This window comes from Bacteroides sp. AF25-5LB (assembly GCF_003602965.1).
Lineage (GTDB): Bacteria > Bacteroidota > Bacteroidia > Bacteroidales > Bacteroidaceae > Bacteroides > Bacteroides uniformis.
In genome coordinates, this window is the sequence record NZ_QTMC01000002.1 from 124,882 (window position 1) to 149,122 (window position 24,241).

A 24,241-nucleotide genomic window follows, 5' to 3' on the forward strand; every position below is an offset into this window, starting at 1 on the left:
TATAGCATTATTTATTTGAATGTTCCGTCTCCCAGTCACTAAATTCAAAACTCAGCTGCTCCCAGACTCCTTTCTCCTCCCCCTCTTCACAGGGGTTGGAAACGGAAAGCCCAATCAAACGGATAGGATGATGTTCATAATCCACTTCCTGCAGCAATTGCTTTGCCAAAGGCAGAATCACGTCAAGGGCAACCAGCTCCTTTGTTTGGGTCATACTGCGGGTAATCTGGCTAAAATCATGAAACTTGATTTTCAGCGTCAGCGTATTCCCGCGGAAATTGGTGTGCTCCAGTCGCCCCACCAGCTCCACTGCCGCATGGTACAGCTCTATAATGACGGATGAACGCTTGCTGATGTCCTTCTCCAACGTATGTTCACAGCCCACAGACTTGCGGATACGGACAGCCTCTACCGGACGGATATCGATGCCACGGGCAAAATCATAATAAATTGTCCCCACTTTGCCAAATTCGCGGGTCAGCATTTCCAAAGACTGCATGCGCAGCTGTTCCCCGTTGTGAATCCCCAAAGTGTGCATCTTCTTCGCCGTTACCGGTCCCACTCCCCAGAAACTTTCAATGGGCAGCCGGGCAACAAAGTCCAACGCCTGGGCAGGATGTATGGTGCAAAGCCCGTCCGGCTTGCGGTAGTCCGAGGCTATCTTGGCAAGAAACTTATTATAGGATATGCCGGCGGAAGCCACCAGATTCAACCTCTCCCGCACCTTCCGCTTTATCTCCTTCGCGATGTCCACAGCCAACGGAATGCCCGGTTTATTCTCCGTCACATCCAAAAAAGCCTCGTCCAGCGAAATGGGCTCGATGACATCCGTATATTCATGAAAGATTTCGTGTATCTGGCGGGAAACGGATTTGTAGACTTCCATCCGTCCCGGGATAAAGATAAGTTGGGGGCACAGCCGCTTTGCCTTCAGTGACGACATGGCAGAACGCACCCCGAAACGCCGTGCCTCGTAACTGGCTGCCGCCACCACTCCCCGCTCCTCCGCATGGCCCACGGCAATGGGCTTGCCCCGCAATGCAGGATTATCACGCTGTTCTACGGAGGCGTAGAATGCGTCCATATCGATGTGTATAATTTTTCGTCCGGTCATTCTTCTTTCAACTCCCCGATACAAAGATACACTAATTTTTCTTCATCCGAAGTATCCGCCGATAGACATAAATGAAGGCTGGTATTAAAAAGGCATCTGCAAAAATCCATGCAGTAGGGTCACCAAAACACACGGCCAGATAGCCGAAAGCCGGAACAGCCAGCAGGCTGACCAGTATCCGGGCAATCATCTCCGAGACACCGGAAAGCATAGCAAGATTGGTATATCCCACCCCCTGGATAGTGTATCGCAGGATGCAGAGCAGTCCCAAAACCGGGAAAAAGGAAACGGAAATGTGCAGGAACAACTCCGTATTCTTTAAAATCTCCAACTCAGAGGCATCTACAAAGAGCAGGGCAAAAGTCCTGGCACCGAACATCAGTACACAGAAAGTGAATGCCCAATAAACAATCATCATCAGTGCGCTTGCCTTGACTCCCATCCAGATACGTTCCGGCTTGCCCGCACCGTAGTTTTGCCCGCTATAGGTGGCCATTGCCATGCCCAGACTCTCGAAAGGACACATGAAAAACATCTTGATACGCATGGCTGCCGTGAATGCAGCCACACAAGCCGTACCCAAAGCATTATTGGCGCTTTGCAACATAATGCTGCCAATGGCAGTAATGGAAAATTGCAGTCCCATGGGTACGCCGATGTACATCAGTGTGCGTGCCAAAGCACCGTCGAATTTCCGCTCGGCAGGCGTTGTCTTCAGAATGTCGAAACGACGCATCATATAGATGTAGCACAATATGGCCGAGACGCCTTGTGAAAATACGGTAGCGATGGCAGCTCCTGCCACTCCCCAACCCAGTACCAGAATGCAGAACAAATCGAGCAGGATATTCAGTACTGTAGAGAGAAGTAGAAACCAAAACGGCGTCTTGCTGTCACCCAATGCACGGATAATACTGGACAGCAAATTATAGAAGAAAGTAAAGGGAACCCCGATAAACGTAACAAGCAGGTAATAATAGGCTCCCGTGAATATGTTCTCCGGCGTACTCATCATGTGCAGAATATCTGCACAGTAAATGCTGGTAACCACGGCAATGACAACAGACATCACCGCAGCCAGCTGCAGGCTGATAGCCACATAACGGCGCATCGTGACATAATCCCGCGCACCGAACTTTTGCGCCACAGGAATGCCGAAACCTCCGCAACAGCCATTGCAGAATCCCAGAATAAGAAAAACGACCGAAGTGCTTGCCCCGACTGAAGCCAAGGCGTTGATACCCAGAAAGCGCCCCACGATGGCTGCATCCACCAATGAATAGGTCTGTTGCAGCAGATTGCCGAGCAGTAAAGGCAAAGTAAAGTTGAAAATCAACGGAAGAGCCCGTCCTTCCGTCATTTCTCTGGATGTTGCCATAAATCTGATACCTCCGAAATTGGGTGCAAAAATACGAAAAGATAGCGTTTACAGACTTGACGAAAGTCAAATTTAATAGGGAAGCTTAAGGAGAAGGAAGGCGAAGGACAAATCGTTCCATCGTGGGGGAAATATTATTCCTCCACGATGGAACGATTAAATCTATGCAGATTCGGAGCTTAGTATTTACACTCGCGAATTATCTCTATCAGCTGCCAGAAATCTTCGGGATGAACATCTCCGATATTGCCGATACGGAAAGTGTCGGCTTGCGAAATCTTTCCCGGATAGATGACAAATCCACGTTCTTTCAGTTGTGTGTAGAAAGCTTTGAAATTGAAATCGGCATGAGGATAGAGGAAAGAAGTAATAACGGGCGATTGAATCTCGTCCGGCAGCAACGTTTGGAAACCGAGGGAACGCATGCCGTCCACCAGCACGCGGTGGTTCTCGCAATATCTGTTGTGACGGGCCTCCACACCGCCCTCCTCTGCCAGTTCGTCCATGGCTTGCTTGAAGGCGCGGACCACGTGTGTGGGAGAAGTAAAACGCCATTTGCCATGTCCTTTCTCCATGGCTTCCCATTGGTCGTAAATGTCGAGAGAGAGTGACTTGGAGACGCCCTTGCAGTGCAACAGCTCGGAACGGCGAGCGATGATGAAGCCAAATCCCGGAACGCCCTGGATGCACTTGTTGGCACTGCTGATGAGGAAGTCTATGCCCAGTTCGTGTACATCGAGGGGAACACCGCCGAAGCTGCTCATGGCGTCTACAATCAGTTTCTTGCCGTGCATCTTGACGAGGTGGGCTATCTCCTTGAGGGGATTGAGCACGCCGGTAGTGGTTTCGCAATGCACCACGGCAACGTGAGTGATTTCGGCATTGTGCGAAAGATAGTCGTCAACGTAGCTGACGGAGACTTGCTCCGTTTCGTCAAAAGCAAGCATGTCGTACGAGATGCCGTGATACTCGGCGATGTTGCCCATGCGGTCGCCATAGGCGCCGTTGCTCAGTATGAGAAGTTTGTCGCCAGGCTTGATGACGCTACCGATGACGGCTTCCACACAGTACGTGCCGCTGCCTTGCAGGAGGATGGAAGTATAGTCGCCGGTATGCTGGGTGGCGAGGGAGACGAGGGACTTACGGATTTCTTCCACAATGTGGAGGTTGTAGTCTTCGTCCCAGGTACACCAGTCGGTCAGCATGGCTTCCTTGACAGTTTGTGAGGTAGTAAGGGGGCCGGGGGTAAGGAGAATGTAGGGTTTCATATGCATTGAGTTTTTAAGTTTATACGTTTATAAGGGTTACAAAATCTCAAGTTTACGGTTTATCTCGGCGATGACTGCGGGAAGCTCGGCAATGGTATCGACCACATAGTGGGCACCGGCGGCAAGCATGCGGCGGCGGACATCGGCCTTACGGGCTTCGAGCTCATCGGCAGACAAGGAGGAGACTTCCTCTTGTGTCAGTCCCAGTTCGTTACTGCCGAGGACTACACCGACGGTCCATGCTTTGGCATTGATACCCTCCTTGATGTCGGCGATGGTATCGCCATACTTCAACACACAATCTACGGAGGGGATGGCGAGGTCTGCCATATTCTTATATATCATGTAGGGAGCAGGACGGCCTGCAGGCAACCCGTCGGGAGTGACACAATTATCTACCGCATAGCCTTTGGCAGTGGCGGCAGGCAGCACAACATCCATCATAGAGCGGGTATAGCCGGTGGTGGAGCCAATGCGGACGCCTTGCGCACGCAGTGCGGAAATAGTTTCCACCACACCGGGAATAGGGTCGGTATAATCTTCGAGCGAGGCAAACAACACCCGTTGGAATTCGGCATAACGTGCCTGCACGTCTTCCTCACCGGCGGGACGGCCGAATTTCCGTTCAAATTCCGCACGGACACGCTCTATATTGAACAGCGCACGGATTTCTTCTACTTTGGTCAACCCCATGTGCGCACGTGTTTCGGCAGCAGTGACGGGAACGCCGATGGCCCGAAAGCTCTCGACAAAGGCGGCGACGGGAGCAAAGCAACCGTAATCGATGGCAGTTCCTGCCCAGTCCATAATGATACATTCAATTCTTTTCATACGATATATTATTATTATTCAGTCTCAAGAAGCAAGGAATTGCCCGGCCGGGACCAACGGCGCAAACGGAAAAGGGAAGAGCCCAACGGTCCCGAAGCATTCTCCTTGCGATAGCGCTGCACCAGGTAGACAGCCGAGCATAGGAAAGCCACGCTGCACACAATGCCTACATAGCCCGACATCAGGTTATAGAAATCCAGCCAGTTGATGTCCGGATTGAAGAATTCCTTGAATACCAATACCACCACCGTACCGGTATACCCGATAAAATCGAGTGTGACGATAAAGAACCCCACATTCCCCTTGATGCGGAAGCAGGCGATGAAACGCTCGAAGAACAACGTCTGAAAGCTGAGGTAAACAGTATAGAGCGACAAACTCTGGAGGAACAGCCACGTCATGGGTGGCAGTTGCAACCCATCGTAATTGAAGGCCACGAATCCCAAGGTCGCTGTGCCGCACGTCACAAGCACCAGCAGCAGGCACAGCACCTTTATATTACTCCTCACCGCGGACATCAGCCCGAAAAGCAACAAGATAATCAGTGTCACCACCGCATCTACCTTGGCAAATGCCCACGACGACAGCCCCACCGCCTCCACATCCAGAATCTTCACCAGGAAGTCCTCCTTGATGTCCTGCAAGACGGTGATGAACAAGTTTGCCGCAAACAGCATCAGCAATACCGGCATGAAGCTCTTGAAGAGGTCCGCACGCGCCCTGCCGTCCAGCGTCACCCGTTCCGAGCGCAGTGCCCGGTCTGCCGCGGTAGGTTGCGGCATTCTCGTCATCAGCCAGCCCAGCAACGACAGCAGCGGGAAGGCAAAGGCACCGATAAAGGCAGGCATCCAGAACTCACTGATGTGGAGATGCTCCATCACAAACAGCCCGACAGACTTTGCCGTGCCCGAACTGATGGCAATGCTCAGCCCCATCAGGCTCGCCAGCAGATCCGTCACCCGCCGCCCCTCGAGGAAACTGAAAATCACTCCCCACATGCATCCCAACGAAAGCCCGTTGAAGAACAGCGCAAAGACATTCAGCGGCCGGGGCAACGCTCCGAACAGCACCAGCGAAAGCTCGGCCACCGCCACCGAGAGGATGATGAACTTCAGACGGTTCTCCTTCTTCAGTTCCGAAATTACCTTGATGCCAATCAGCTTGGAAATAAAATAGCCGGAAATCTGCACGATGCTGGTTGCCGTCTTGTAATCCATCCCGAAGAAGTCGAGCCCGTCGAAGCCCGCAGCCGTAAACGGCTTGCGCAGCGCATAGACCAGTGAATAGGAAAGCAAAGCCGCTCCACCCGCCCAAAGGATGAATAAGGCATCAGCCAGTCTCTTGCTCTGTATTATCTGTTTTTTCTCACCGTTGAACATAGTGTGTTGTTTAAATTCGTTCTTGATTTCGGTGGCAAAGATAGAGGCGGGCGCTGACAGCAAAAATGAATTTCCATTATTAATAAACTTCATGAAAACAGCCCTTTATTATGTAACATTAATGAAATATTTATGTAACGCCAGCATAACATCCGCACCTTTTCTTTGCACCCATTTAAGTAATGTATCATAGAAGCACACCCTTATGAACGACCTTTTAGACATATACAAACGCATCGAATACCTCCGCAACAAAGGAGTGAAAATGAAAGAAATGGCAGACCACACCAACATGGCGGCGAGCGTCCTCTCCTCCCTCTACTCCAGCGTCCTCCCCACCTACATCAGCACCCTGCGGAAAGGCAGTACGGAGGAAGAATCCCTGGACTACGCCCTCTCCCAAGTGAACAACGTATCGAAGAAGCGCCTCCTCGGCTCCCTCAAAGAACTGAAGGAACAACTTTTTGAGCTGGAGCCTGCTCCAGCCACGGGGCAAAAAGCCAACCCTTTCCTCGACATGCTGACCGAAGAGATGCTCCACTCGGCGCAGGAAGTGTACAATTACAGCGGCATCTACATCAGTTACAGCCTCTCTTCCTCCTCCAATGCCTTAAAGGTGGAGCCTTACCTGATAACCCCTGCCGACAGCAACGACCACGTCAAAGTGGTGCACATGAGCGCCTACAACACCACCCACTTCGGCACTGCTATCTTCAACAACCACCAGAATGCCTATATCTTCTTCAACGAACGCGAGGCGCCCCAACTAGCCTTGTTCACCATCTACCTGCAACTGCCCATGTACGACTTTCCCCACCTGCTCAAAGGGCTCTACCTCTGTCTGGACTACAACCGCAACCCCATAGCCCGCCGCATCCTCTTCATCAAACACTCGGACAGCACCTCCATGGACGACTTCCTGGAACTGAAAGGCCAACTCATCCCCCAAGACCAGCTGACCGACGAGCAACGCCCCTACTACAACTACACCTGCCAGCCGGGCGACTTCATCAAAACCTGTTCCGTCCCCTCTCCCCTGCTGAACGAGAAAGACCTGGAACGGGAGAAACGGATGCTGGAAATCTAAGACAGCCCGGACAGTCCGGGAATTTTCACTTTGCAACCAAGTTGCATCTCCTTTCCGCTACCTTTGCTGCAGAAAATAGAAAATAGGAGGAAACAATATGAGTTGCAAATGCTGCTGCACACACGGACATACAGCGATACAAGAAAAAAGAAACAGTCTGCTGAAAGATTATTGGAGAATCATCCTCTCTGCCCTATTGCTCTTCGGAGGGCTCATCCTGAATGCTACTGACGCCACCTTCTTCAAGGGAGAGTATGTACCTTTTATATGGTACTTGCTTGCCTATCTCCCCGTAGGCCTCCCGGTGATGAGGGAAGCCTGGGAAAGCATCCTGCAAAAGGACGTGTTCAGCGAATTCACCCTTATGTCCATCGCCACCCTCGGCGCCTTCTATATAGGCGAATATCCCGAAGGCGTTGCCGTCATGCTCTTCTACTCCTTGGGAGAGCTCTTTCAGGACAAAGCCGTAGACAAAGCCAAGCGTAACATCAGCGCCCTGCTCGACGTACGTCCCGAAACGGCAACGGTCATCAGAAACGGCAGTACGCTTGTCGAAGCTCCCCAACGTGTGCAGGTAGGCGAAACCATCGAAGTAAAAGCCGGAGAGCGCGTCCCCCTGGACGGAACGATGCTGGACGAAGTTGCCGCCTTCAACACCTCCGCACTGACGGGAGAAAGTGTTCCCCGCAACATCCGCCAAGGCGGGGAAGTGCTTGCCGGAATGATTGCGACCGACAAAGTCGTACGCATCCAAGTCACCAAACCCTTCGAGAAAAGTGCTCTTTCCCGTATATTGGAACTGGTGCAGAATGCCTCCGAGCGCAAAGCGCCGGCAGAACTTTTCATCCGTAAGTTTGCCCGTATCTATACGCCCACCGTCACCGGACTGGCGGCATTGATTGTACTGCTCCCCTTCCTCTATTCGCTGGCAGATGCACAATTCTCGTTCATCTTCAATGACTGGCTATACAGAGCATTGGTCTTTCTGGTTATCTCCTGCCCGTGCGCCCTCGTCGTAAGCATTCCGTTAGGCTACTTCGGAGGAATCGGTGCCGCCTCCCGCCTGGGTGTCCTCTTCAAAGGGGGCAACTACCTCAATGCCATCACCCAAGTCGACACGGTGGTATTCGACAAGACGGGTACGCTGACCAAAGGCACCTTCGATGTACAATCCTGCCAGGCACAACCGGGAGTTACGGAAGAGAAGTTGATACAGCTTGCCGCCTCGGCAGAGCGAAACAGTACGCACCCCATAGCCAAAGCCATCGTAAGCTATGCCAAACAAAGGGATATAGAGCTGATTGCCACAACGGACGTTACGGAGATTGCCGGCCACGGACTGCAAGCCACTATGGATGGAACGCGTGTCCTGGTGGGCAACACCCGCCTGCTGACTAAGTTCGGGATAGAATATCCCGATGAACTGTCATCAATTGTCGATACGATTGTGGTCTGCGCCATCGGAACCAAATATGCCGGCTATCTGTTATTATCAGACACATTGAAGGAAGACGCCGTCAACGCCGTCAAAGAATTAAAAGCTTTAAATATCAATAATATTCAGATATTATCGGGAGACAAACAAGCCATTGTTACTAACTTTGCAGAAAAGCTAGGCATCACCCAGGCATACGGAGACCTGCTGCCGGACGGAAAGGTGAAGCACATCGAGGCACTCCGCAGCAACCCTGCCAACCGGATAGCCTTTGTGGGCGACGGCATCAATGATGCCCCGGTTCTTGCCCTTAGTCATGTGGGCATCGCCATGGGCGGACTTGGCAGCGATGCCGCCATCGAAACCGCCGATGTAGTGATACAGACAGACCAGCCTTCGAGAGTGGCCACCGCCATTCATGCGGGCAGGCAAACCCGCCGGATTGTCTGGCAGAACATCTCGCTGGCTTTCGGAGTGAAGCTGCTTGTCCTCATCCTCGGTGCCGGTGGAATCGCCACACTTTGGGAAGCTGTCTTTGCCGACGTAGGCGTCGCCCTCATTGCGATAGTGAACGCCATACGCATACAGAAACTTATTAAATAGAAAAAATGGAACAAAAGAAATATTTGGACCTATTGGCCAAAAGAGACATACAGCCCACTGCCATTCGCATCCTGGTATTGCGCACCATGATGCAGGCAGGCCGTTCCGTCTCATTGCTCGACCTTGAAACCATGCTGGATACGGTGGACAAATCCACCATCTTCCGTACCCTTACCCTATTCCTCTCCCATCATCTGATACACAGTATAGATGACGGGACGGGTTCCTTCAAGTATGCCGTGTGCAGTGACAGTTGCTCTTGCGACGTAAGCGACCTGCACACCCATTTCCATTGCGAGAAATGCAACAAGACCTTCTGCTTCACCAACATTCCCACTCCGGTGGTGAAGCTGCCTCAAGGATTTACACTGAACAGCATCAACTATGTACTGAAAGGCATTTGTCCGGACTGTGCAGCAGAAGCCAACCGGGAGGCTTAGTTAAAAAATAAAAATCCATGCAGTCATTCATGTTCTTCTCTATCTTTAAGAAATAACATTGAGACAAACACATGGATACAAAAGCTCTTGTCACTTTATGCCAGAAGGGAAACGGGCAGGCCTTGAGCCTGCTCTACGAAAACTATTCAGAGAAAATGCTGAAAGTATGCCTACGCTATATTCCCGACCCAACGATAGCCCAAGATCTTCTTCACGACGGTTTTGTCATCATATTCACTTCCATTCATTCGCTGCGCAACCCGGAGAAACTGGAATACTGGATGAAAAAGATTATGAGAAACCTGGCACTGCAATACCTCAACCATGCCAATGCCAACCCCACCATCCCATTGACAGATATTTCGGAAGAGGAAGAGCCTGCTGAAAATCCTTTTTGTCCGGATTTCATTTCGTACGATAAGATGCTGGATATAGTGGAGAGCCTTCCGGAGGGCTACTGCAAGGTATTTAAACTGGCAGTACTGGAAGGATTGTCCCACAAAGAAATCGGAGATTTACTGGGTATAGCGCCACACTCCTCTTCCTCCCAATTGTTCCGGGCGAAAATTTTACTTAAAAAGATGCTGGCAGGATACCGTGTATTCATTGTTTTGACAGTATTGCTTCTCTTTCCAACGCTGTATGACTATCTGTACAGAGAGAAAAAGAGTATCAGGGAAAACCGTTTGTCCAAAGTTTCTTCCAGGCAAGCCGGGAGTACGCAACTAACAAAGAAAACTGATACTCCCCGAAACGACGAACAATGCTATACCAAAGAAAATCTGAACAAAAGGGAACGAATCATCCCTCCCGTTCCTGTTTCCACAGAATGGCCCCTTACCATACCCAAAATGAAAGATAGCATCCACAAATATCCCATACCCTCTCCATTCACCGGACAGACCATCACCAACCGGCAGATGGCTTTCGCCTCCTCCCCTTCCCCGATGCCGCCAACCCGCAAGAAGAAATCCGGGAAATGGAAGTTGATGCTGGCAGGTTCACTCGGACCGCAACTGGCACAGAACTTATATAAGCTGATTGCCACTCCACATACCGACGGCATTTCAAGTGACTTCCCTCAACAAGTCAGTACGTGGGAAGAGTATTATTCTTATCTGCACACCCGCTATCAGCAGGGTACTCTGGGAAAAGATTCCATCGGACTCATGCAGATTGCCCAGAATAACAGCGGCAGGATTGTTGAGAACCAGCAGCATCATGCCCCCACCGTCGTGGGACTCTCTCTCAGCAAGAAATTGAATGAGCGTTGGAGTCTGGAAACCGGATTGCAATATACGCTTCTCAGGTCGGAGTTCACTACCGGCGAAGCATTCCGCATTCAAGACAACCAGAAGCTGCATTATATCGGCATCCCTCTCCGGCTTTCCTACCGTTTCTGGCATTACAAACGTTTCTCCGGTTATGCCACGGCAGGCATGCAGGTGGATATCCCCATAAAAGGGACACTCCAAAGCTTCCACGTCACAGACAGTATTCCACACAAGCTCGGCAGTCATCCGGTAAGTGCTCCCTGGCAGTGGTCGGTCAACACAAGTATAGGCATACAATATCACCTCACACCCCAGGCAGGCATCTATCTGGAGCCGACTGTAAACTATTACATCCCCGACGGCAGCCAACTGCGCACCATCCGAAAGGAACATCCGTTCACATTCACCCTCCCGGTAGGCCTCCGCATTTCCTGGTAAAAAAACGATGTGCCACGCAGTCTTTTACCCGACTGATTATCTATTTATATGGATAATCAAACTCAAGAAGGAACAAAGAACATGCAGAAACGACATACCGACCGGGAAAGCTACTTTGGTGAACAGTCACAGACCAGCAAGAACTATTATATCCCCTACATAAAGGAAGTCATCGGACACATCCCCGATAAAGTGCTGGAAGTGGGCTGTGGAGAGGGAGGCAATCTGCTCCCCTTTGCCGAAGCCGGTTGCCGGGTGATGGGCGTAGACATTGATGCCACGCGAATAGAACAAGCCAGAACCTTCTTCGCCCAAAGGCATCAGCAGGGACAGTTCATTGCCACCGACATTTTCCAGCTTAAGGACAAGGCTACGAATTTTCCCCTAATTCTTCTACACGATGTGATAGAGCATATCAGAGACAAAGAACGGTTCCTCTCCGGCCTACAAAAACATTTGTCTGCCGATGGAGCTATATTTGTAGGGTTTCCCGCCTGGCAAATGCCATTCGGAGGGCACCAGCAGATAGCACACAGCCGCATTGTTTCACACTTCCCTTTTCTCCACCTCCTTCCCCGCACTTTATACAAATGGATATTAAGACTATGCGGCGAGCAGGAACACGCAATTACGGAGCTACTGGATATAAAGAGCACCGGATGCACCATAGAACTGTTCAATCGTATCGCCCGGCAAGCCAACTATCAAATCATTGACCGGAGACTGTACCTTATAAACCCACATTATAAAATCAAATTCGGCTTGTCCCCACGAAGGCTCAACGGAGTTATTGCTGCTATCCCGTATATAAGAAACTTCTTTTGTACAAGTTGCTTTTACATATTAAAGAAAGGGACTAAAACTGTTAATCACTACTGATTTCCCAGCTTTAGAATTGATTCCGAACCATCAATTTAAGATTATATATTCAGAAGAAACAATTAATTTTTTGAATAGCTCTGATGAAAGAGTGGGTGTAGAAACCCTCATAAACTAAAAAATCCCCCTCGCTGCAGATGGTTGTAGCGAGGGGGATTTCAATAAAAGAGGAACTTGCACTTCTTCCCTTTTAATGTTTTTACATCGTTACTTGGTTCATTACAGCCTCGTCAGGTGTCGTTCCTATTTCATCGGCAAATAATATGTGGGTGATAGACCCTCTCGGGGTCGGAGTTTCGATTTTAATTCTTTGACCTTGGTACATCTCCGGAATATCAACCAGCTTACATCTATGGACTTCGTTATTGCCAAAACTGACATAATAGTCTTCCCCTATTACCAGCTTTACAGGTTTACGTTGAGAGAAATGAATCGGACAAACAGAGCTATCCACTTTTATATCTATCACAAAACCAAGAGCGGATGTTACCTTAGATAGTATATCAATGCTCACATTATAAGCCCCTTTCTCTATCTTGGCTATATTAACACGATTAACACCACAAAGATTAGCCAATTCCTCTTGGGTCATATTTCTCTTCTTGCGAAGAATGGCTAACCGGTTACCAATCCGTTCACGTTCTTTCAAAATCTTCTCTGTACATTTTCCTTCGTGAATTTTCATAAATCTGTTGCAGAATTTAAAGTGTTGCCCCCACTTCTAATAGTTATTGATTGTTGAGCAGACAAAAGTAGACATTAATTTTGAATTGTAGTACATTTACTACAATTATTTTTTAATGAATATAAAAGATAGAGGAAGTAGTAGAAAAAGAAATTCCCTAAACCATTGAAATTCAAGGAATTAAAAACTTATTTTCCCATTTTTCGTGGAGCTGGAGGGAATCGAACCCTCGTCCAAACGAGGAAATCATAAGCTTTCTACATGCTTATCTTTGCCTAAGTTTTCGTGCAGCGGCAGAACCAAAGCCATCAACCGTTGCCTTATCCTCTAAAGTTTCATCCGCGCCACGAGGCTGGCACGAACTATCCCCGATTTGACTGCACCACTTTATCGGAATGCTTCGGAGCAACAGCTTCCGAGTGATGTCACGTCCCAGCACCTTGTGCCGGGATTAAGCTTCAATCTACTATACTTCGATTAAGCAGCGAGAGCGTAACGAGTTTCGCCAGATAAAATTTTGAGGACTGAGATTAAAGTGCAAATCAACGACGCACTGCATGCTTACTTACCATTTCTGCCCGCTGTCAAATCCAGTCAACCCCATGACTTTATAACGGTCTGAAATTTAAAAGATTGCGTAACTCATTGCTAAGTAGGGAGGGTGAAAAAGGGATAAATGCTACTTTATTTTTCATCCTCTACCGCTTTCTTTGGCACAAAGATACATATTCTTTTATTAGCAATCACCATATATTTACAAATATTAGCTAATACTGACTTTTCGTGATAAAAACAATAATCCTCCATACATACAATATGTGCACCCCATTGTCATCAATGTTCAAACAGCTACCAAAGCCAGTATCCGTTGACGGAATTAATGCCTGCAAGAGGGAATATCTATCTTCTGTAATGGATATTTGCACAAAAGAGATAGGAAGTTAACGGAAAAACCGGAAAGAATTAAGGAAGCAATCTATCCCAAACTTTGGTTTTTCCAAACCCAACTTTGGGATGTCTAAACCAAGGTTGGGTTTAGACATCCCAAGGTTGAAAAGAATGTTCTCCCGTACAAGCAACAATTCTGCCAACGGATTCCTATTATATAAATATACCCTCGTTCAACAGATGCAGCCGTAATACTTGTATACACCACGACCGCATCTACTTCTCAGGTTATTATAGTGTCCCCTATTTCTTTTTAAAAGTGAATGATATGTTTCGTCTAATAATGATTTGAACTCCCCGGTAGCATCTTGGAGGATATTTTTAGTAAGAGGAATACCCTTCGGACAATAAAAGCCGATACTTCGGACTATTTTATCCCTTTCTTTCACACATTAGCCGTATTTTTGTCAATAAAAGAAACAATAATAACCAAGAGATTTTCAGAACATATCATGAAGAACCTTATTGCCCTAACCCTGCTGCTTGGAGGAAGCACACTGCTCTGCGCACAAAAGCCTGCCAAAACACCGGTAACCTACAAGCCGGTGAAAAGTGAAATGTACCGCAAAGGTTGGATAGACTTCAACAAGAACCGAGTGAAAGACGTGTATGAAGACCCCTCCGCCCCGCTCGAAGCACGTATCGAAAACCTGCTGCAACAGATGACGCTGGACGAAAAGACCTGCCAAATGGTCACCCTCTACGGCTACAAACGCGTACTGAAAGACGACCTCCCCACCCCCGAATGGAAAGAGCTGCTCTGGAAAGACGGCATCGGCGCCATCGACGAACACCTGAACGGCTTCCAGCAATGGGGACTGCCTCCCTCGGACAATGCCTACGTCTGGCCCGCCTCGCGCCACGCCTGGGCACTGAACGAGGTGCAACGGTTCTTTGTGGAAGATACCCGTCTCGGCATCCCCGTAGACTTTACCAACGAAGGCATACGCGGCGTGGAAAGCTACCGCGCCACCAACTTCCCCACCCAACTGGGACTGGGACATACCTGGAACCGTGAACTGATTCGCCAAGTAGGACTCATCACCGGACGCGAAGCCCGCATGCTGGGCTACACCAACGTCTACGCCCCCATCCTCGACGTAGGACGCGACCAGCGCTGGGGACGCTACGAAGAAGTTTACGGCGAATCTCCCTACCTCGTAGCCGAACTGGGCATCGAAATGGTGCGCGGCTTGCAGCACAACCACCAAGTGGCCGCCACCGGCAAGCACTTTGCCGCTTACAGTAACAACAAAGGCGCCCGCGAAGGCATGGCACGCGTGGACCCGCAAATGTCGCCGCGCGAAGTGGAGAACATACACATCTACCCCTTCAAACGCGTCATCCGGGAAGCCGGCATGCTGGGCGTAATGAGTTCGTACAACGATTACGACGGCATCCCCGTGCAGGGCAGCTACTACTGGCTCACCACCCGCCTGCGTGGCGAAATGGGATTCCGTGGCTACGTCGTATCCGACAGTGACGCCGTAGAATACCTCTACACCAAGCACGGCACCGCCAAAGACATGAAAGAAGCCGTCCACCAAAGCGTGGAAGCCGGGCTGAACGTACGCTGTACCTTCCGCTCGCCCGACTCCTTCGTCCTTCCCCTCCGCAAACTGGTGAAGGAAGGCGGGCTGAGCGAAGAAGTCATTAACGACCGTGTGCGCGACATCCTCCGGGTAAAGTTCCTCATCGGTCTGTTCGATGCCCCCTACCAGACAGACCTTACCGGTGCCGACCGTGAAGTGGAAAAAGAAGAGAACGAAGCCATCGCCTTGCAGGCATCCCGCGAGTCCATCGTTCTGCTGAAGAATGCCGGTGAGCTGTTGCCCTTAGACATCAACTCCACCAAGAAGATTGCCGTCTGTGGTCCCAATGCCAACGAAGAAGGCTACGCGCTGACCCATTACGGCCCCCTTGCCGTAGAGGTGACCACTGTACTGGAAGGCATTCAAGAAAAGACAAAAGGCAAGGCAGAGGTGCTCTACACCAAAGGCTGCAACCTAGTGGATGCCCACTGGCCCGAAAGTGAAATCATAGACTATCCTCTGACCGACGACGAGCAAGCCGAGATAGACAAAGCCGTAGAAAATGCCCGTCAAGCTGATGTTGCCATCGTAGTATTAGGCGGCGGACAACGCACCTGCGGCGAAAACAAATCGCGCACCAGCCTCGACCTGCCCGGCCGGCAGTTGCAACTGCTTCAAGCCATACAAGCCACGGGCAAGCCCGTCGTACTGATACTCATCAACGGACGCCCGCTCTCCATCAACTGGGCAAACAAGTTCGTCCCCGCTATCCTCGAAGCTTGGTATCCCGGCTCCAAAGGCGGAACAGCCCTGACCGACATCCTCTTCGGCGACTACAACCCCGGCGGAAAGCTGACAGTGACCTTCCCCAAGAGCGTAGGGCAAATACCCTTCAACTTCCCCTGCAAGCCTTCTTCACAGATAGACGGCGGTAAGAATCCGGGACTCAACGGCAATATGTCACGCATCAACGGAGCACTGTACCCCTTCGGTTACGGCTTGAGCTACACCACCTTCGAGTACTCCGACCTCGACATCACCCCCCGAGTCATTACCCCAAACGAGTCTGCCACCGTCCGCCTGAAGGTGACCAACACCGGCAAACGCGCCGGAGATGAAGTAGTGCAACTCTATATCCGCGACGTACTGAGCAGCATCACCACCTACGAAAAGAACCTTGCAGGTTTCCAGCGCATCCACCTTGAACCGGGCGAAACCCAGGAACTATCCTTCACCATCGACCGCAAGCACTTGGAGCTTCTGGACGCCGACATGAAATGGGTGGTGGAACCCGGCGACTTCGTGCTCATGGCCGGCGCCTCTTCCGAAGACATCCGCTTAAACGGAACGCTGACCGTAGAGGATTATCAGACTCGAGCCAAAGCCATTGAAGTCCAAAAACCGACAAAGCGTGTGAACGCCAGCACTAACCCAGAGGATGCCGAAAACGTGCTCGACGAAAAAATCAATACCGTATGGCAAGGAAATAAGGGAGATTATATTACCTTTGCCCTAAAGAACGGAGCCAAGGTAGATAAAGTTGCCATCGCCTTTACACGCGACAACAACCTACCGGCAACCTTCGAAATCCAGCTCTCGGGCGGTGGCGGACAGTTCCTCACCGTATATTCGGGCACCGTCAGCGAATATGGCAAGCTGATTTCCTATCCGTTCAAAGGCACTACCGCCAGCGACCTCCGCATCGTGCTGAACGATGACCGCGTCGGTATTGCCGAAGTTAAATTTTAATGTGCTAATGTGCCAATATGCTAATTGGCTGCGCTGTATATGCCGCAGGGGCATTGGCACATTAGTATATTGACATATTAGCACATTAAATTAATGAAAACACTTCTTTTCTGTATGCTCGGATTAGGTTTGACAGCATGTGGCTCTTCTCCAAAGGGCACTAACGGTGACCAGGACGAACTTGCCATGCTGGTGGGTACTTACACGAATGGTTCAAGCAAGGGTATCTATACCTTCCGCTTTAATCAGGAGACGGGAACAGCCGTCCCGCTCAGTTCAGCGACATTGCCCAATCCCTCCTACCTCGTTCCCTCGGAAGATGGCGAATTTGTCTATGCCGTCAGTGAAATGAACGACAGCACAGCAGCCCTCAGCTCCCTTTCCTTCAATCGGGAAACAGGAGAACTGCGCCTGCTGAACACCGTTCCCACCTTCGGCGCCGACCCCTGCTACGTGGCCACCAATGGCCGGGAAGTGTTGACTGCCAACTACAGCGGTGGAACCATGTCCGTCTTTCCTTTACAGAAAGACGGCACTTTGGCCCCTGCAGACACGCTCTTTCAAGGCTCTGCCACCGGTCCCGACGCCATACGACAAGTCACTCCCCACATCCATTGCACAGTCTTTTCACCGGACGGAAAGTACATCTTCGCCACCGACTTCAGTGCCGACCGCATCCTGCGCTTTGTGATGCACCCCGACAACCCTATTCCTCATGCTTCTCTGGAAGCCGTTAACATTGAGGAGGATTCCGGCCCGCGCCACCTGACATTCAGTCCCAACGGGAAGTTTGCCTATCTCATCACCGAGTTGTCCGGCAAAGTCATCGCCTTCAGTTACGATGACGGCCGCCTGGAACAGATACAAACCATTACAGCCGACACCGTAGCCGCCCGTGGAAGTGCAGACATCCACCTCAGTCCGGACGGGAAATACCTCTATGCCAGTAATCGGCTGAAAGAAGACGGCATCGCCATCTTTGCCGTTAATCCCGAAAATGGGACCTTGACAAAGGTAGGTTATCAGCCAACCGGCATCCATCCTCGCAACTTCAACATTACACCCAACGGCAAATACTTGCTTGCCGCCTGCCGTGACAGCAATGTCATTCAGGTGTATAAACGAAACGAAGTTACCGGACTTTTAGAAGACACTCATCAGGACATTGTAGTCGACATGCCGGTTTGCGTACAATTCGTCAGATCTGTTAATAATTTATAAAGCAATATTTAGCAAAGATAACTTCATTAACTTTGTCCCTTAGCTAAATCAGTCTAAACGAATGTAGATTATGAAAAAGAATATATTGATACTCTCAGCTCTGTTCTTGTCTACCACTGCCATAGCGCAAACAGACGTAACCACCGGTGTGATGCGTGGCAAAGACTATGGAGTAACCTATATGTTGCCCAAAACAGAAATAGAAATCGTATTGCAAACCACCAAGCATACCTACACTCCCGGAGAATTTTGCAGATATGCCGACCGCTATCTGCGTCTCAACAACGTGTCTGCCGAACCGGAAGAGTTCTGGACACTGGATAAGATAGAAACCCGTATAGCCGGTATACCGGATAAGGACAATGTCTATTTCGTCAAAATGAAAGACAAAACCGTGGCACCCCTTATGGAGCTTACTGAAGACGGGATTGTCCGCTCCATCAACATTCCGTTCAGTGACAAGCCTGCTGCCAAGATGCCCGTAGCTAAAGCCACCGAAAGCAACATTGACCCACGCAGTTTTCTGACAGAAGAAATACTGATGTCCAACTCCAGTGCCAAGATGGCCGAGCTGGTGGCCAAGGAAATATACAGCATCCGCGAAAGCAAGAATGCCATCCTGCGCGGTGAGGCAGACAATATGCCCAAGGACGGCGCCCAGCTCAAGCTGATGCTCGACAATCTGAACCAGCAGGAAACGGCCATGACGGAAATGTTCTCGGGCAAAATAAAGAAAGAACCCAAGACATTCACTATCCGGTTGACGCCTAAAGAGATGAAAGATGAAGTGGCTTTCCGTTTCTCCAAAAAGTTAGGAGTGGTAGCTAATAATGACCTTGCAGGTGAACCGTATTACATCAGTGTCACAGACCTCAAAAATCCCGATGTATCTGCCACCGAGGAAGGCAAAAAGAAAGTGGACGGTGTAGCCTATAACCTTCCGGGCAAGGCACAAGTGACATTGGTGTATAACAATAAGAAATTGTTTGACGACCAACTTCCCATTACCCAATTCGGCACCGTAGAATACCTCGCACCGGTACTGTTCAACAAGAATTCTACCATCAAAGTGCTGTTTGATACGGCAACGGGAGGATTGATAAAAGTGGATAGGGAATAAAGGAATTCTAATTCCGGATTGTCAACTGGATAAATCCATCCTTACGCAACTGCATTACGTAGGCGGTGACCCGGGGAATATAATTCTCTTCCTTCCCAAAGTGCCTGGCAAGCAGAGAGATGATTTCGCGCACGGTACGATGTCCATCTATCAGATTCCAGACAGCTGTGCCGTGTTCTTCCAGCCTCACATGGATGTCAGGAGACATCCCCTTCGGCAATAAAAAACGACGCATCCATTCGTATTTAAACCGTGGGTAGGCGAGTACGGCGCACTCACCTTCCCATTCGGTTGTTATATGTCCACAGCGGACCGGAACAGCGTCCAACAGACTTACTTTTCCTTCGGGTATTTCCATCATACGATATCCGCTTTTCCTATTATTTCTGAATATTAGGCTCTTCCAGCTTATAACCATACTTCCTGTCCGCCTTCTTCAGCAGTAGGGCCACTACAAGGGACAAGCAGGCAATACCGGTAAATATGCACATAGGCACCGTATAGTCATACATATTCGTTCCATCTGGTTTCTTACCGGATATACAATAGGCATCAAGCACCCACCCTATCAATGTAGGAATACCCCAAAGACCGATATTCTGGATAAAGAAAATCAATGCGTATGCCGTACCCAGCTGACTTACCGGGAATATCTTGGCCACAGCCGGCCACATGGCAGAAGGTACCAGCGAAAAAGCGATGCCCAAAATTATCATCAGCACAATAGCTACCAACCAATAGTTTATATCGGGAATAGCATAAATAAAATGTACACATATCAGCATGGCTGAACCCAGCAGCATGATAGATGCGGACTTGCCCCGCTTGTCAATAAAACCACCAAAGACCGGGGTCAGAATCAGCGCCCCCAATGCCGGAAGTCCGGCAAACGTACCAGCTACATTCTCATTGATACCGTATTTGATAATCATCAACTCGGAAGCAAATTTCTGGAATGGGAATACACAAGAGTAGAACAATACACACAGCAATGCTATCAGCCAGAAACCGGGATTGACCAGAATATTCTTCACATCCTTAAAGGAGAACTTCTCTTCCTCATCTTCCGTACCGGCAGCAATGGCAGCAGCTTCCATCTGTTTGTCCAGCTTCTTGTCCATCACTGTAAAGACGAAGAAAGCAATCATACCACCCAACAACAGAACCAAGCCCAACAACACCGGTGTGGAAATACCGAAAGCACGGGCCAAAGGAATGGCTACTGCATAACCGGCCTGCGAACCGATACGTGCCAAAGCAACTTGTACCCCCATAGCCGTGGCAAGCTCTTTCCCCTTAAACCACTTAGCTATGATTTTGGAAACTGTAATACCAGCGACCTCCGCTCCTACTCCAAAGATGGAATAACCGGCAAAAGCAACAAACACCCCTGTTTTATAGCCAAATATTTCATTGATTCCAAATAAAGTCGCGTCGGTACCGGCAAGTCCCGTCATTGCATAGTATTCAAGTGCTGTACCACCTACCATCAAGATAGTTGCCAGCTTTCCGGTGAAGCGGATTCCAAAGCGGTCGAGGATTAATCCTCCCCAAATCAGCATCAGGAAAAAAACATTCAGGAAACTATAACCACCGGTAAAGAATCCGAAATCAGTACTCGACCAAGCCAAGTCCGTTTCCAACATTGTCTTCAATGGCGCTACCACGTCGTTTACATAATAAGCTGCCATCATCGTGAAGGCAACAATCACCAATGCCCCCCAACGGGTAGCCTTGGAATCATTCAATTTAAGTTTGAGTTGTTCTGTCATTGCACTATTTAAATTTCAATTTATTAATCAGATTGCATAAGTTGCTGACAAAGGTAAATAAATACTTCATTAAAACGAAAAAAGGTTGACACCTTTTCAGTATCAACCTTTCTCTTATTTTTCCAAGCGGGAGTCATCCGCAATATCCTTATCTTATTCTGCTGCTGGGGCTTCTGCTGCAGGAGCAGGAGCTTCAGCCGAAGTTGTAGCTGCAGGGGCCTCCGATTGCGGAGCTTCTGTACCTACGGGCATGTTATAAGGATTAGTTTTTTCTTCTTGTTGCGCCTGTTCCAGAATCACATCACCGCCCTTACCTGTGGAAGAAGGAATAGTGTAAGCAGAAACAATACTGAAGACTACCATGACAGCTGCCAGAGTCCAAGTTGCTTTTTCCAAAAAATCCGTAGTCTTGCGCACACCCATAATTTGGTTGGATGATGAAAAGCCTGATGCCAGACCGCCTCCTTTAGAATTTTGAATCAATACAATGAAGCACATCAGCACAGATGCAATCAGCATTAAGATAACTAATAATAAATACATTTTGTTATTTTGATTTAGCGTTAATAATCAATTTCTCCAAAAATCTGATTTGGTCTGCAAAGTAAGCATTTTTTTTTGGATAATTCAAACTTAATTTTTTAATAATTTCAAGTGCCTTGTCATATCTGTGCTGTTTTATATAGATTTTGGCTAAAGTTTCCGTAAAACAGCTATCGTCCAATTCTTCCGTTACCGGCGATACGGAGCGCTCTTCCTCTTCTTCAGTCTCTTCCTCCTTCTCTACAAGAAACTCTCTTCTCGTATTCGCGACATCTGGAGACTCACTCTTTTGAATAAAGTCATCTATCAATTCATGTCCGCGCAGTTTAGGTACTTCCTGCTCATTTTCTGCATCTACACCAGGTTCTTCCTGCATTAAATAGGCCGTATAATCCACCGCATAATCCAGCTCCGTATGCTGTGAATGCTCTTCGGGAACAGTAGCCAAAAACGCATCTATCAAGGAAAGGGTACGGTCTACACTCGGCTCTTTCTCCGAATCGCCGGAAAAAAGCGACGAGACCTTCTGGGATTTCAAAGTATAGCGGTCACCCTCTATAAAGTAAAACAACACACGACGGTCTGCCACATACAACACAGCCTTGCGCAGCTCCGCGCCAAAGTTGATGTCGTGCAGCAGATAGAGGTTTTTCAGATAGAGCAAACGGAGCGACTGGAAATAAGGATAGCGTGCCACCAATGTGCGAAGCTCGTACAAAGTATCCCTATTCAGCGTCTCGGGATGCTGAATCCATTGTTGCAAATGGGTAGGCGTCATGAGTTTACCAGTTAGCTATAGTTGCATTGAAAATCTGTTCAGCAATGTCCTTCACCATCAGGGTTATCAGCTGGTCCTGCACATCGGTCAACAATTGTGAGGAATCATAGGTCTGGAAAGCCGAGAACTGCTGTTCAAAGTCCTCCTCATGGTTCGTGTTATTGGTGTAGCGCACGTTAACTGTCAGTGTCACCTTCACCTTCGAAGAGAAACCGCTGGCATCCACCGATTCATTATATTGGTTGTAACCGGTTATTTCTCCGTCTATGTCCAAGTCTCCTCCGGAGTTCACCAATTGCAGGCGAGTCTGCTGAATGAACATATCCTTCATTTTCTGATTAAACTCTGTTGCCAACGGTGCATATACATACTCTGCCCGGTTCTGGAAATCGGCAATGGAAATCGTTTTTACCTTTGTATAGTCAATAGAGCTTATCGGAGCAAGTCCCAACTTCATACTACATGAATTCACCAGAAATAACAAGCTTACCAACAAGGAAGCAAATGCCGCTTTTTTAATCCAATCCATATTCTTTTATCTTTCTGTATAACGTACGCTCAGAGATATTCAAATCCTGAGCCGCACTCTTACGCTTGCCGTGATGTTTTTCAAGCGCTTTACGTATCATTTCTTTCTCCACTTCATCCAGGGAGAGTGACTCCTCCACATATTCTTCCGTATCCTGGAAGTCATCGTCCACCGGAGTAACCGGCTTTACCGAAGGATGTATAATAGTAGGGACACTGGATGTCACCGGAGGTACCACCGCCGGAGTGACCGGCGCATAATAGGTAGATGTGGCAACCGTCGGATTGGATACCGTTCCCCTTTCAGCCATAATCTCATGCACCAGCTTTTTCAAGTCCGTTACATCCTGACGCATATCAAACAGAACCTGATAGAGAATTTCCCGTTCACTTCCGAAGCTCTTGTCCTCCTTCACTCCAAAGAAGGCAGGCAGGCGCTGCATATTGTTCTGCTCAGGCAGATAGCCCTTCAGTATGGATGCATTGATTTCACGATTGGTCTCAATGATGGATATCTGCTCGGTGATATTCTTCAACTGGCGCACATTACCCGGCCATGAGTAGCTCAGCAATACTTGCTTGCCGTCTTCCGTCAGCTGAATGGCAGGCATACGGTACTTCTCCGCAAAGTCCGAAGCAAATTTGCGGAACAGCAGCACCACGTCTTCACCGCGTTCGCGCAATGGAGGAACCTGAATAGGTACTGTGTTCAAACGGTAATACAAGTCTTCACGAAAGCGTCCGTCAGCAATGGCCTGTGTCAAGTTTACATTGGTAGCGGCAACAATACGCACATCGGTCTTTTCCACCTTAGAAGAACCTACCTTGATGAATTCACCGCTCTCAAGCACACGCAGCAAGCGTGCCTGGGTAGGCAAAGGTAATTCGCCGACTTCATCAAGGAAGATTGTTCCGCCGTTGGCTTCACCGAAATACCCCTTCCGTTCACCGATAGCCCCCGTGAATGCACCTTTTTCGTGGCCAAACAGTTCCGAATCAATCGTTCCTTCGGGAATGGCCCCACAATTCACGGCAATGTACTGTCCATGCTTGCGCCGGCTGTATTGGTGTATTATCTGCGGAAAGCTCTCCTTTCCCACACCACTCTCTCCAGTAATCAGTACAGACAAGTCGGTAGGCGCTACCTGGATAGCGATATCAATGGCACGCATCAGCGCTTCGTTATTGCCGATGATGCCAAAACGTAATTTTACTTGTTGTATTTCCGCTTTTGTCATT

The 24,241-nt window shown here is 49.2% G+C and carries 20 protein-coding genes and 1 other RNA gene; 8 read left to right on the forward strand and 13 right to left on the reverse strand.

Features of this window, described 5'->3' with window-relative positions:
- Positions 1–7 precede the first annotated feature (7 nt).
- The 5 genes from dinB to DWY57_RS02760 all read right to left on the reverse strand — a co-directional run bounded on the left by dinB (position 8) and on the right by DWY57_RS02760 (position 6,063).
- Entirely contained in the window at positions 8–1,114 is a 1,107-nt protein-coding gene (gene dinB / locus DWY57_RS02735; RefSeq protein ID WP_119961311.1) for a DNA polymerase IV, read from the reverse strand.
- A gap of 31 nt (positions 1,115–1,145) precedes the next feature.
- Positions 1,146–2,492 carry an MATE family efflux transporter gene (locus DWY57_RS02740; protein ID WP_117964203.1) on the reverse strand — a complete coding sequence of 449 codons (1,347 nt, stop codon included), beginning with the start codon at positions 2,490–2,492 and terminating at the stop codon, positions 1,146–1,148.
- 179 nt (positions 2,493–2,671) lie between these two features.
- Entirely contained in the window at positions 2,672–3,760 is a 1,089-nt protein-coding gene (locus DWY57_RS02750) for a 2-aminoethylphosphonate--pyruvate transaminase (RefSeq protein WP_117600516.1), read from the reverse strand.
- Between the two features lie 36 nt (positions 3,761–3,796).
- Positions 3,797–4,591: a phosphonoacetaldehyde hydrolase gene (gene phnX, locus DWY57_RS02755; RefSeq protein ID WP_119961312.1), complete on the reverse strand. Its 795-nt coding sequence runs from the start codon at positions 4,589–4,591 to the stop codon at positions 3,797–3,799.
- Between the two features lie 14 nt (positions 4,592–4,605).
- A complete protein-coding gene (locus DWY57_RS02760; RefSeq protein ID WP_117600419.1) occupies positions 4,606–6,063 on the reverse strand; it encodes a DUF5690 family protein in 1,458 nt (485 codons plus the stop codon).
- Positions 6,064–6,175: 112 nt separating this feature from the next.
- Between DWY57_RS02760 and DWY57_RS02765 the strand changes: the two genes are divergently transcribed.
- The 5 genes from DWY57_RS02765 (at position 6,176) to DWY57_RS02785 (ending at position 12,126) form a co-directional block, all read left to right on the forward strand.
- On the forward strand, positions 6,176–7,057 hold the full coding sequence (locus tag DWY57_RS02765; RefSeq protein ID WP_117964201.1) for a hypothetical protein: 882 nt from the start codon (positions 6,176–6,178) through the stop codon (positions 7,055–7,057).
- A gap of 97 nt (positions 7,058–7,154) precedes the next feature.
- On the forward strand, positions 7,155–9,095 hold the full coding sequence (locus DWY57_RS02770) for a heavy metal translocating P-type ATPase (RefSeq protein WP_119961313.1): 1,941 nt from the start codon (positions 7,155–7,157) through the stop codon (positions 9,093–9,095).
- Between the two features lie 5 nt (positions 9,096–9,100).
- Complete coding sequence (locus DWY57_RS02775; protein ID WP_117600422.1) at positions 9,101–9,535, forward strand: transcriptional repressor; 435 nt, start codon at positions 9,101–9,103, stop codon at positions 9,533–9,535.
- A gap of 71 nt (positions 9,536–9,606) precedes the next feature.
- The gene (locus DWY57_RS02780; RefSeq protein WP_119961314.1) at positions 9,607–11,247 is read left to right on the forward strand and encodes a sigma-70 family RNA polymerase sigma factor; all 1,641 of its coding nucleotides are present in this window, start codon (positions 9,607–9,609) and stop codon (positions 11,245–11,247) included.
- Positions 11,248–11,328: 81 nt separating this feature from the next.
- Positions 11,329–12,126 (forward strand): class I SAM-dependent methyltransferase, encoded by a 798-nt coding sequence (locus DWY57_RS02785; protein ID WP_057255848.1) that lies wholly within the window; start codon positions 11,329–11,331, stop codon positions 12,124–12,126.
- Between the two features lie 199 nt (positions 12,127–12,325).
- Here the strand turns inward: DWY57_RS02785 and DWY57_RS02790 are convergent, their stop codons facing one another.
- Together DWY57_RS02790 and ssrA are read right to left on the reverse strand one after the other, a co-directional pair.
- Positions 12,326–12,811, reverse strand: coding sequence for a helix-turn-helix transcriptional regulator (locus DWY57_RS02790; protein ID WP_119961315.1), 486 nt, complete (start codon positions 12,809–12,811; stop codon positions 12,326–12,328).
- A 203-nt stretch (positions 12,812–13,014) separates the two neighbouring features.
- Positions 13,015–13,413, reverse strand: a transfer-messenger RNA (tmRNA) gene (ssrA, locus tag DWY57_RS02795).
- Between the two features lie 798 nt (positions 13,414–14,211).
- Here ssrA and DWY57_RS02800 point away from each other — a divergent pair.
- The 3 genes from DWY57_RS02800 to DWY57_RS02810 all read left to right on the forward strand — a co-directional run bounded on the left by DWY57_RS02800 (position 14,212) and on the right by DWY57_RS02810 (position 19,381).
- The gene (locus DWY57_RS02800; RefSeq protein ID WP_119961316.1) at positions 14,212–17,040 is read left to right on the forward strand and encodes a glycoside hydrolase family 3 N-terminal domain-containing protein; all 2,829 of its coding nucleotides are present in this window, start codon (positions 14,212–14,214) and stop codon (positions 17,038–17,040) included.
- A gap of 93 nt (positions 17,041–17,133) precedes the next feature.
- Positions 17,134–18,261 carry a lactonase family protein gene (locus DWY57_RS02805; RefSeq protein ID WP_119961317.1) on the forward strand — a complete coding sequence of 376 codons (1,128 nt, stop codon included), beginning with the start codon at positions 17,134–17,136 and terminating at the stop codon, positions 18,259–18,261.
- A gap of 70 nt (positions 18,262–18,331) precedes the next feature.
- Positions 18,332–19,381 carry a DUF4831 family protein gene (locus DWY57_RS02810; RefSeq protein ID WP_118696425.1) on the forward strand — a complete coding sequence of 350 codons (1,050 nt, stop codon included), beginning with the start codon at positions 18,332–18,334 and terminating at the stop codon, positions 19,379–19,381.
- A gap of 7 nt (positions 19,382–19,388) precedes the next feature.
- Here the strand turns inward: DWY57_RS02810 and DWY57_RS02815 are convergent, their stop codons facing one another.
- The 6 genes from DWY57_RS02815 to DWY57_RS02840 all read right to left on the reverse strand — a co-directional run bounded on the left by DWY57_RS02815 (position 19,389) and on the right by DWY57_RS02840 (position 24,240).
- Positions 19,389–19,742, reverse strand: coding sequence for a PqqD family protein (locus tag DWY57_RS02815; protein ID WP_117600427.1), 354 nt, complete (start codon positions 19,740–19,742; stop codon positions 19,389–19,391).
- Between the two features lie 19 nt (positions 19,743–19,761).
- A complete protein-coding gene (locus DWY57_RS02820) occupies positions 19,762–21,153 on the reverse strand; it encodes an MFS transporter (protein ID WP_119961318.1) in 1,392 nt (463 codons plus the stop codon).
- Between the two features lie 153 nt (positions 21,154–21,306).
- The gene (gene secG, locus DWY57_RS02825) at positions 21,307–21,696 is read right to left on the reverse strand and encodes a preprotein translocase subunit SecG (protein WP_117600429.1); all 390 of its coding nucleotides are present in this window, start codon (positions 21,694–21,696) and stop codon (positions 21,307–21,309) included.
- A 4-nt stretch (positions 21,697–21,700) separates the two neighbouring features.
- Positions 21,701–22,474: a tetratricopeptide repeat protein gene (locus DWY57_RS02830; RefSeq protein ID WP_117964198.1), complete on the reverse strand. Its 774-nt coding sequence runs from the start codon at positions 22,472–22,474 to the stop codon at positions 21,701–21,703.
- 4 nt (positions 22,475–22,478) lie between these two features.
- Positions 22,479–23,003: an LptE family protein gene (locus DWY57_RS02835; protein ID WP_117600431.1), complete on the reverse strand. Its 525-nt coding sequence runs from the start codon at positions 23,001–23,003 to the stop codon at positions 22,479–22,481.
- A complete protein-coding gene (locus DWY57_RS02840) occupies positions 22,990–24,240 on the reverse strand; it encodes a sigma-54 dependent transcriptional regulator (protein WP_117964197.1) in 1,251 nt (416 codons plus the stop codon). Before DWY57_RS02840 ends, DWY57_RS02835 begins: the two co-directional genes overlap by 14 nt.
- Between the last annotated feature and the right edge of the window lies 1 nt (position 24,241).

Coding starts and splice junctions, on each gene's coding strand:
- dinB (WP_119961311.1), bottom strand. CDS start 1,114: ATGACCGGACGAAAAATTATACACATCGATATGGACGCATTCTACGCC.
- DWY57_RS02740 (WP_117964203.1), bottom strand. CDS start 2,492: ATGGCAACATCCAGAGAAATGACGGAAGGACGGGCTCTTCCGTTGATT.
- DWY57_RS02750 (WP_117600516.1), bottom strand. CDS start 3,760: ATGAAACCCTACATTCTCCTTACCCCCGGCCCCCTTACTACCTCACAA.
- phnX (WP_119961312.1), bottom strand. CDS start 4,591: ATGAAAAGAATTGAATGTATCATTATGGACTGGGCAGGAACTGCCATC.
- DWY57_RS02760 (WP_117600419.1), bottom strand. CDS start 6,063: ATGAAGTTTATTAATAATGGAAATTCATTTTTGCTGTCAGCGCCCGCC.
- DWY57_RS02765 (WP_117964201.1), top strand. CDS start 6,176: ATGAACGACCTTTTAGACATATACAAACGCATCGAATACCTCCGCAAC.
- DWY57_RS02770 (WP_119961313.1), top strand. CDS start 7,155: ATGAGTTGCAAATGCTGCTGCACACACGGACATACAGCGATACAAGAA.
- DWY57_RS02775 (WP_117600422.1), top strand. CDS start 9,101: ATGGAACAAAAGAAATATTTGGACCTATTGGCCAAAAGAGACATACAG.
- DWY57_RS02780 (WP_119961314.1), top strand. CDS start 9,607: ATGGATACAAAAGCTCTTGTCACTTTATGCCAGAAGGGAAACGGGCAG.
- DWY57_RS02785 (WP_057255848.1), top strand. CDS start 11,329: ATGCAGAAACGACATACCGACCGGGAAAGCTACTTTGGTGAACAGTCA.
- DWY57_RS02790 (WP_119961315.1), bottom strand. CDS start 12,811: ATGAAAATTCACGAAGGAAAATGTACAGAGAAGATTTTGAAAGAACGT.
- DWY57_RS02800 (WP_119961316.1), top strand. CDS start 14,212: ATGAAGAACCTTATTGCCCTAACCCTGCTGCTTGGAGGAAGCACACTG.
- DWY57_RS02805 (WP_119961317.1), top strand. CDS start 17,134: ATGAAAACACTTCTTTTCTGTATGCTCGGATTAGGTTTGACAGCATGT.
- DWY57_RS02810 (WP_118696425.1), top strand. CDS start 18,332: ATGAAAAAGAATATATTGATACTCTCAGCTCTGTTCTTGTCTACCACT.
- DWY57_RS02815 (WP_117600427.1), bottom strand. CDS start 19,742: ATGATGGAAATACCCGAAGGAAAAGTAAGTCTGTTGGACGCTGTTCCG.
- DWY57_RS02820 (WP_119961318.1), bottom strand. CDS start 21,153: ATGACAGAACAACTCAAACTTAAATTGAATGATTCCAAGGCTACCCGT.
- secG (WP_117600429.1), bottom strand. CDS start 21,696: ATGTATTTATTATTAGTTATCTTAATGCTGATTGCATCTGTGCTGATG.
- DWY57_RS02830 (WP_117964198.1), bottom strand. CDS start 22,474: ATGACGCCTACCCATTTGCAACAATGGATTCAGCATCCCGAGACGCTG.
- DWY57_RS02835 (WP_117600431.1), bottom strand. CDS start 23,003: ATGGATTGGATTAAAAAAGCGGCATTTGCTTCCTTGTTGGTAAGCTTG.
- DWY57_RS02840 (WP_117964197.1), bottom strand. CDS start 24,240: ATGACAAAAGCGGAAATACAACAAGTAAAATTACGTTTTGGCATCATC.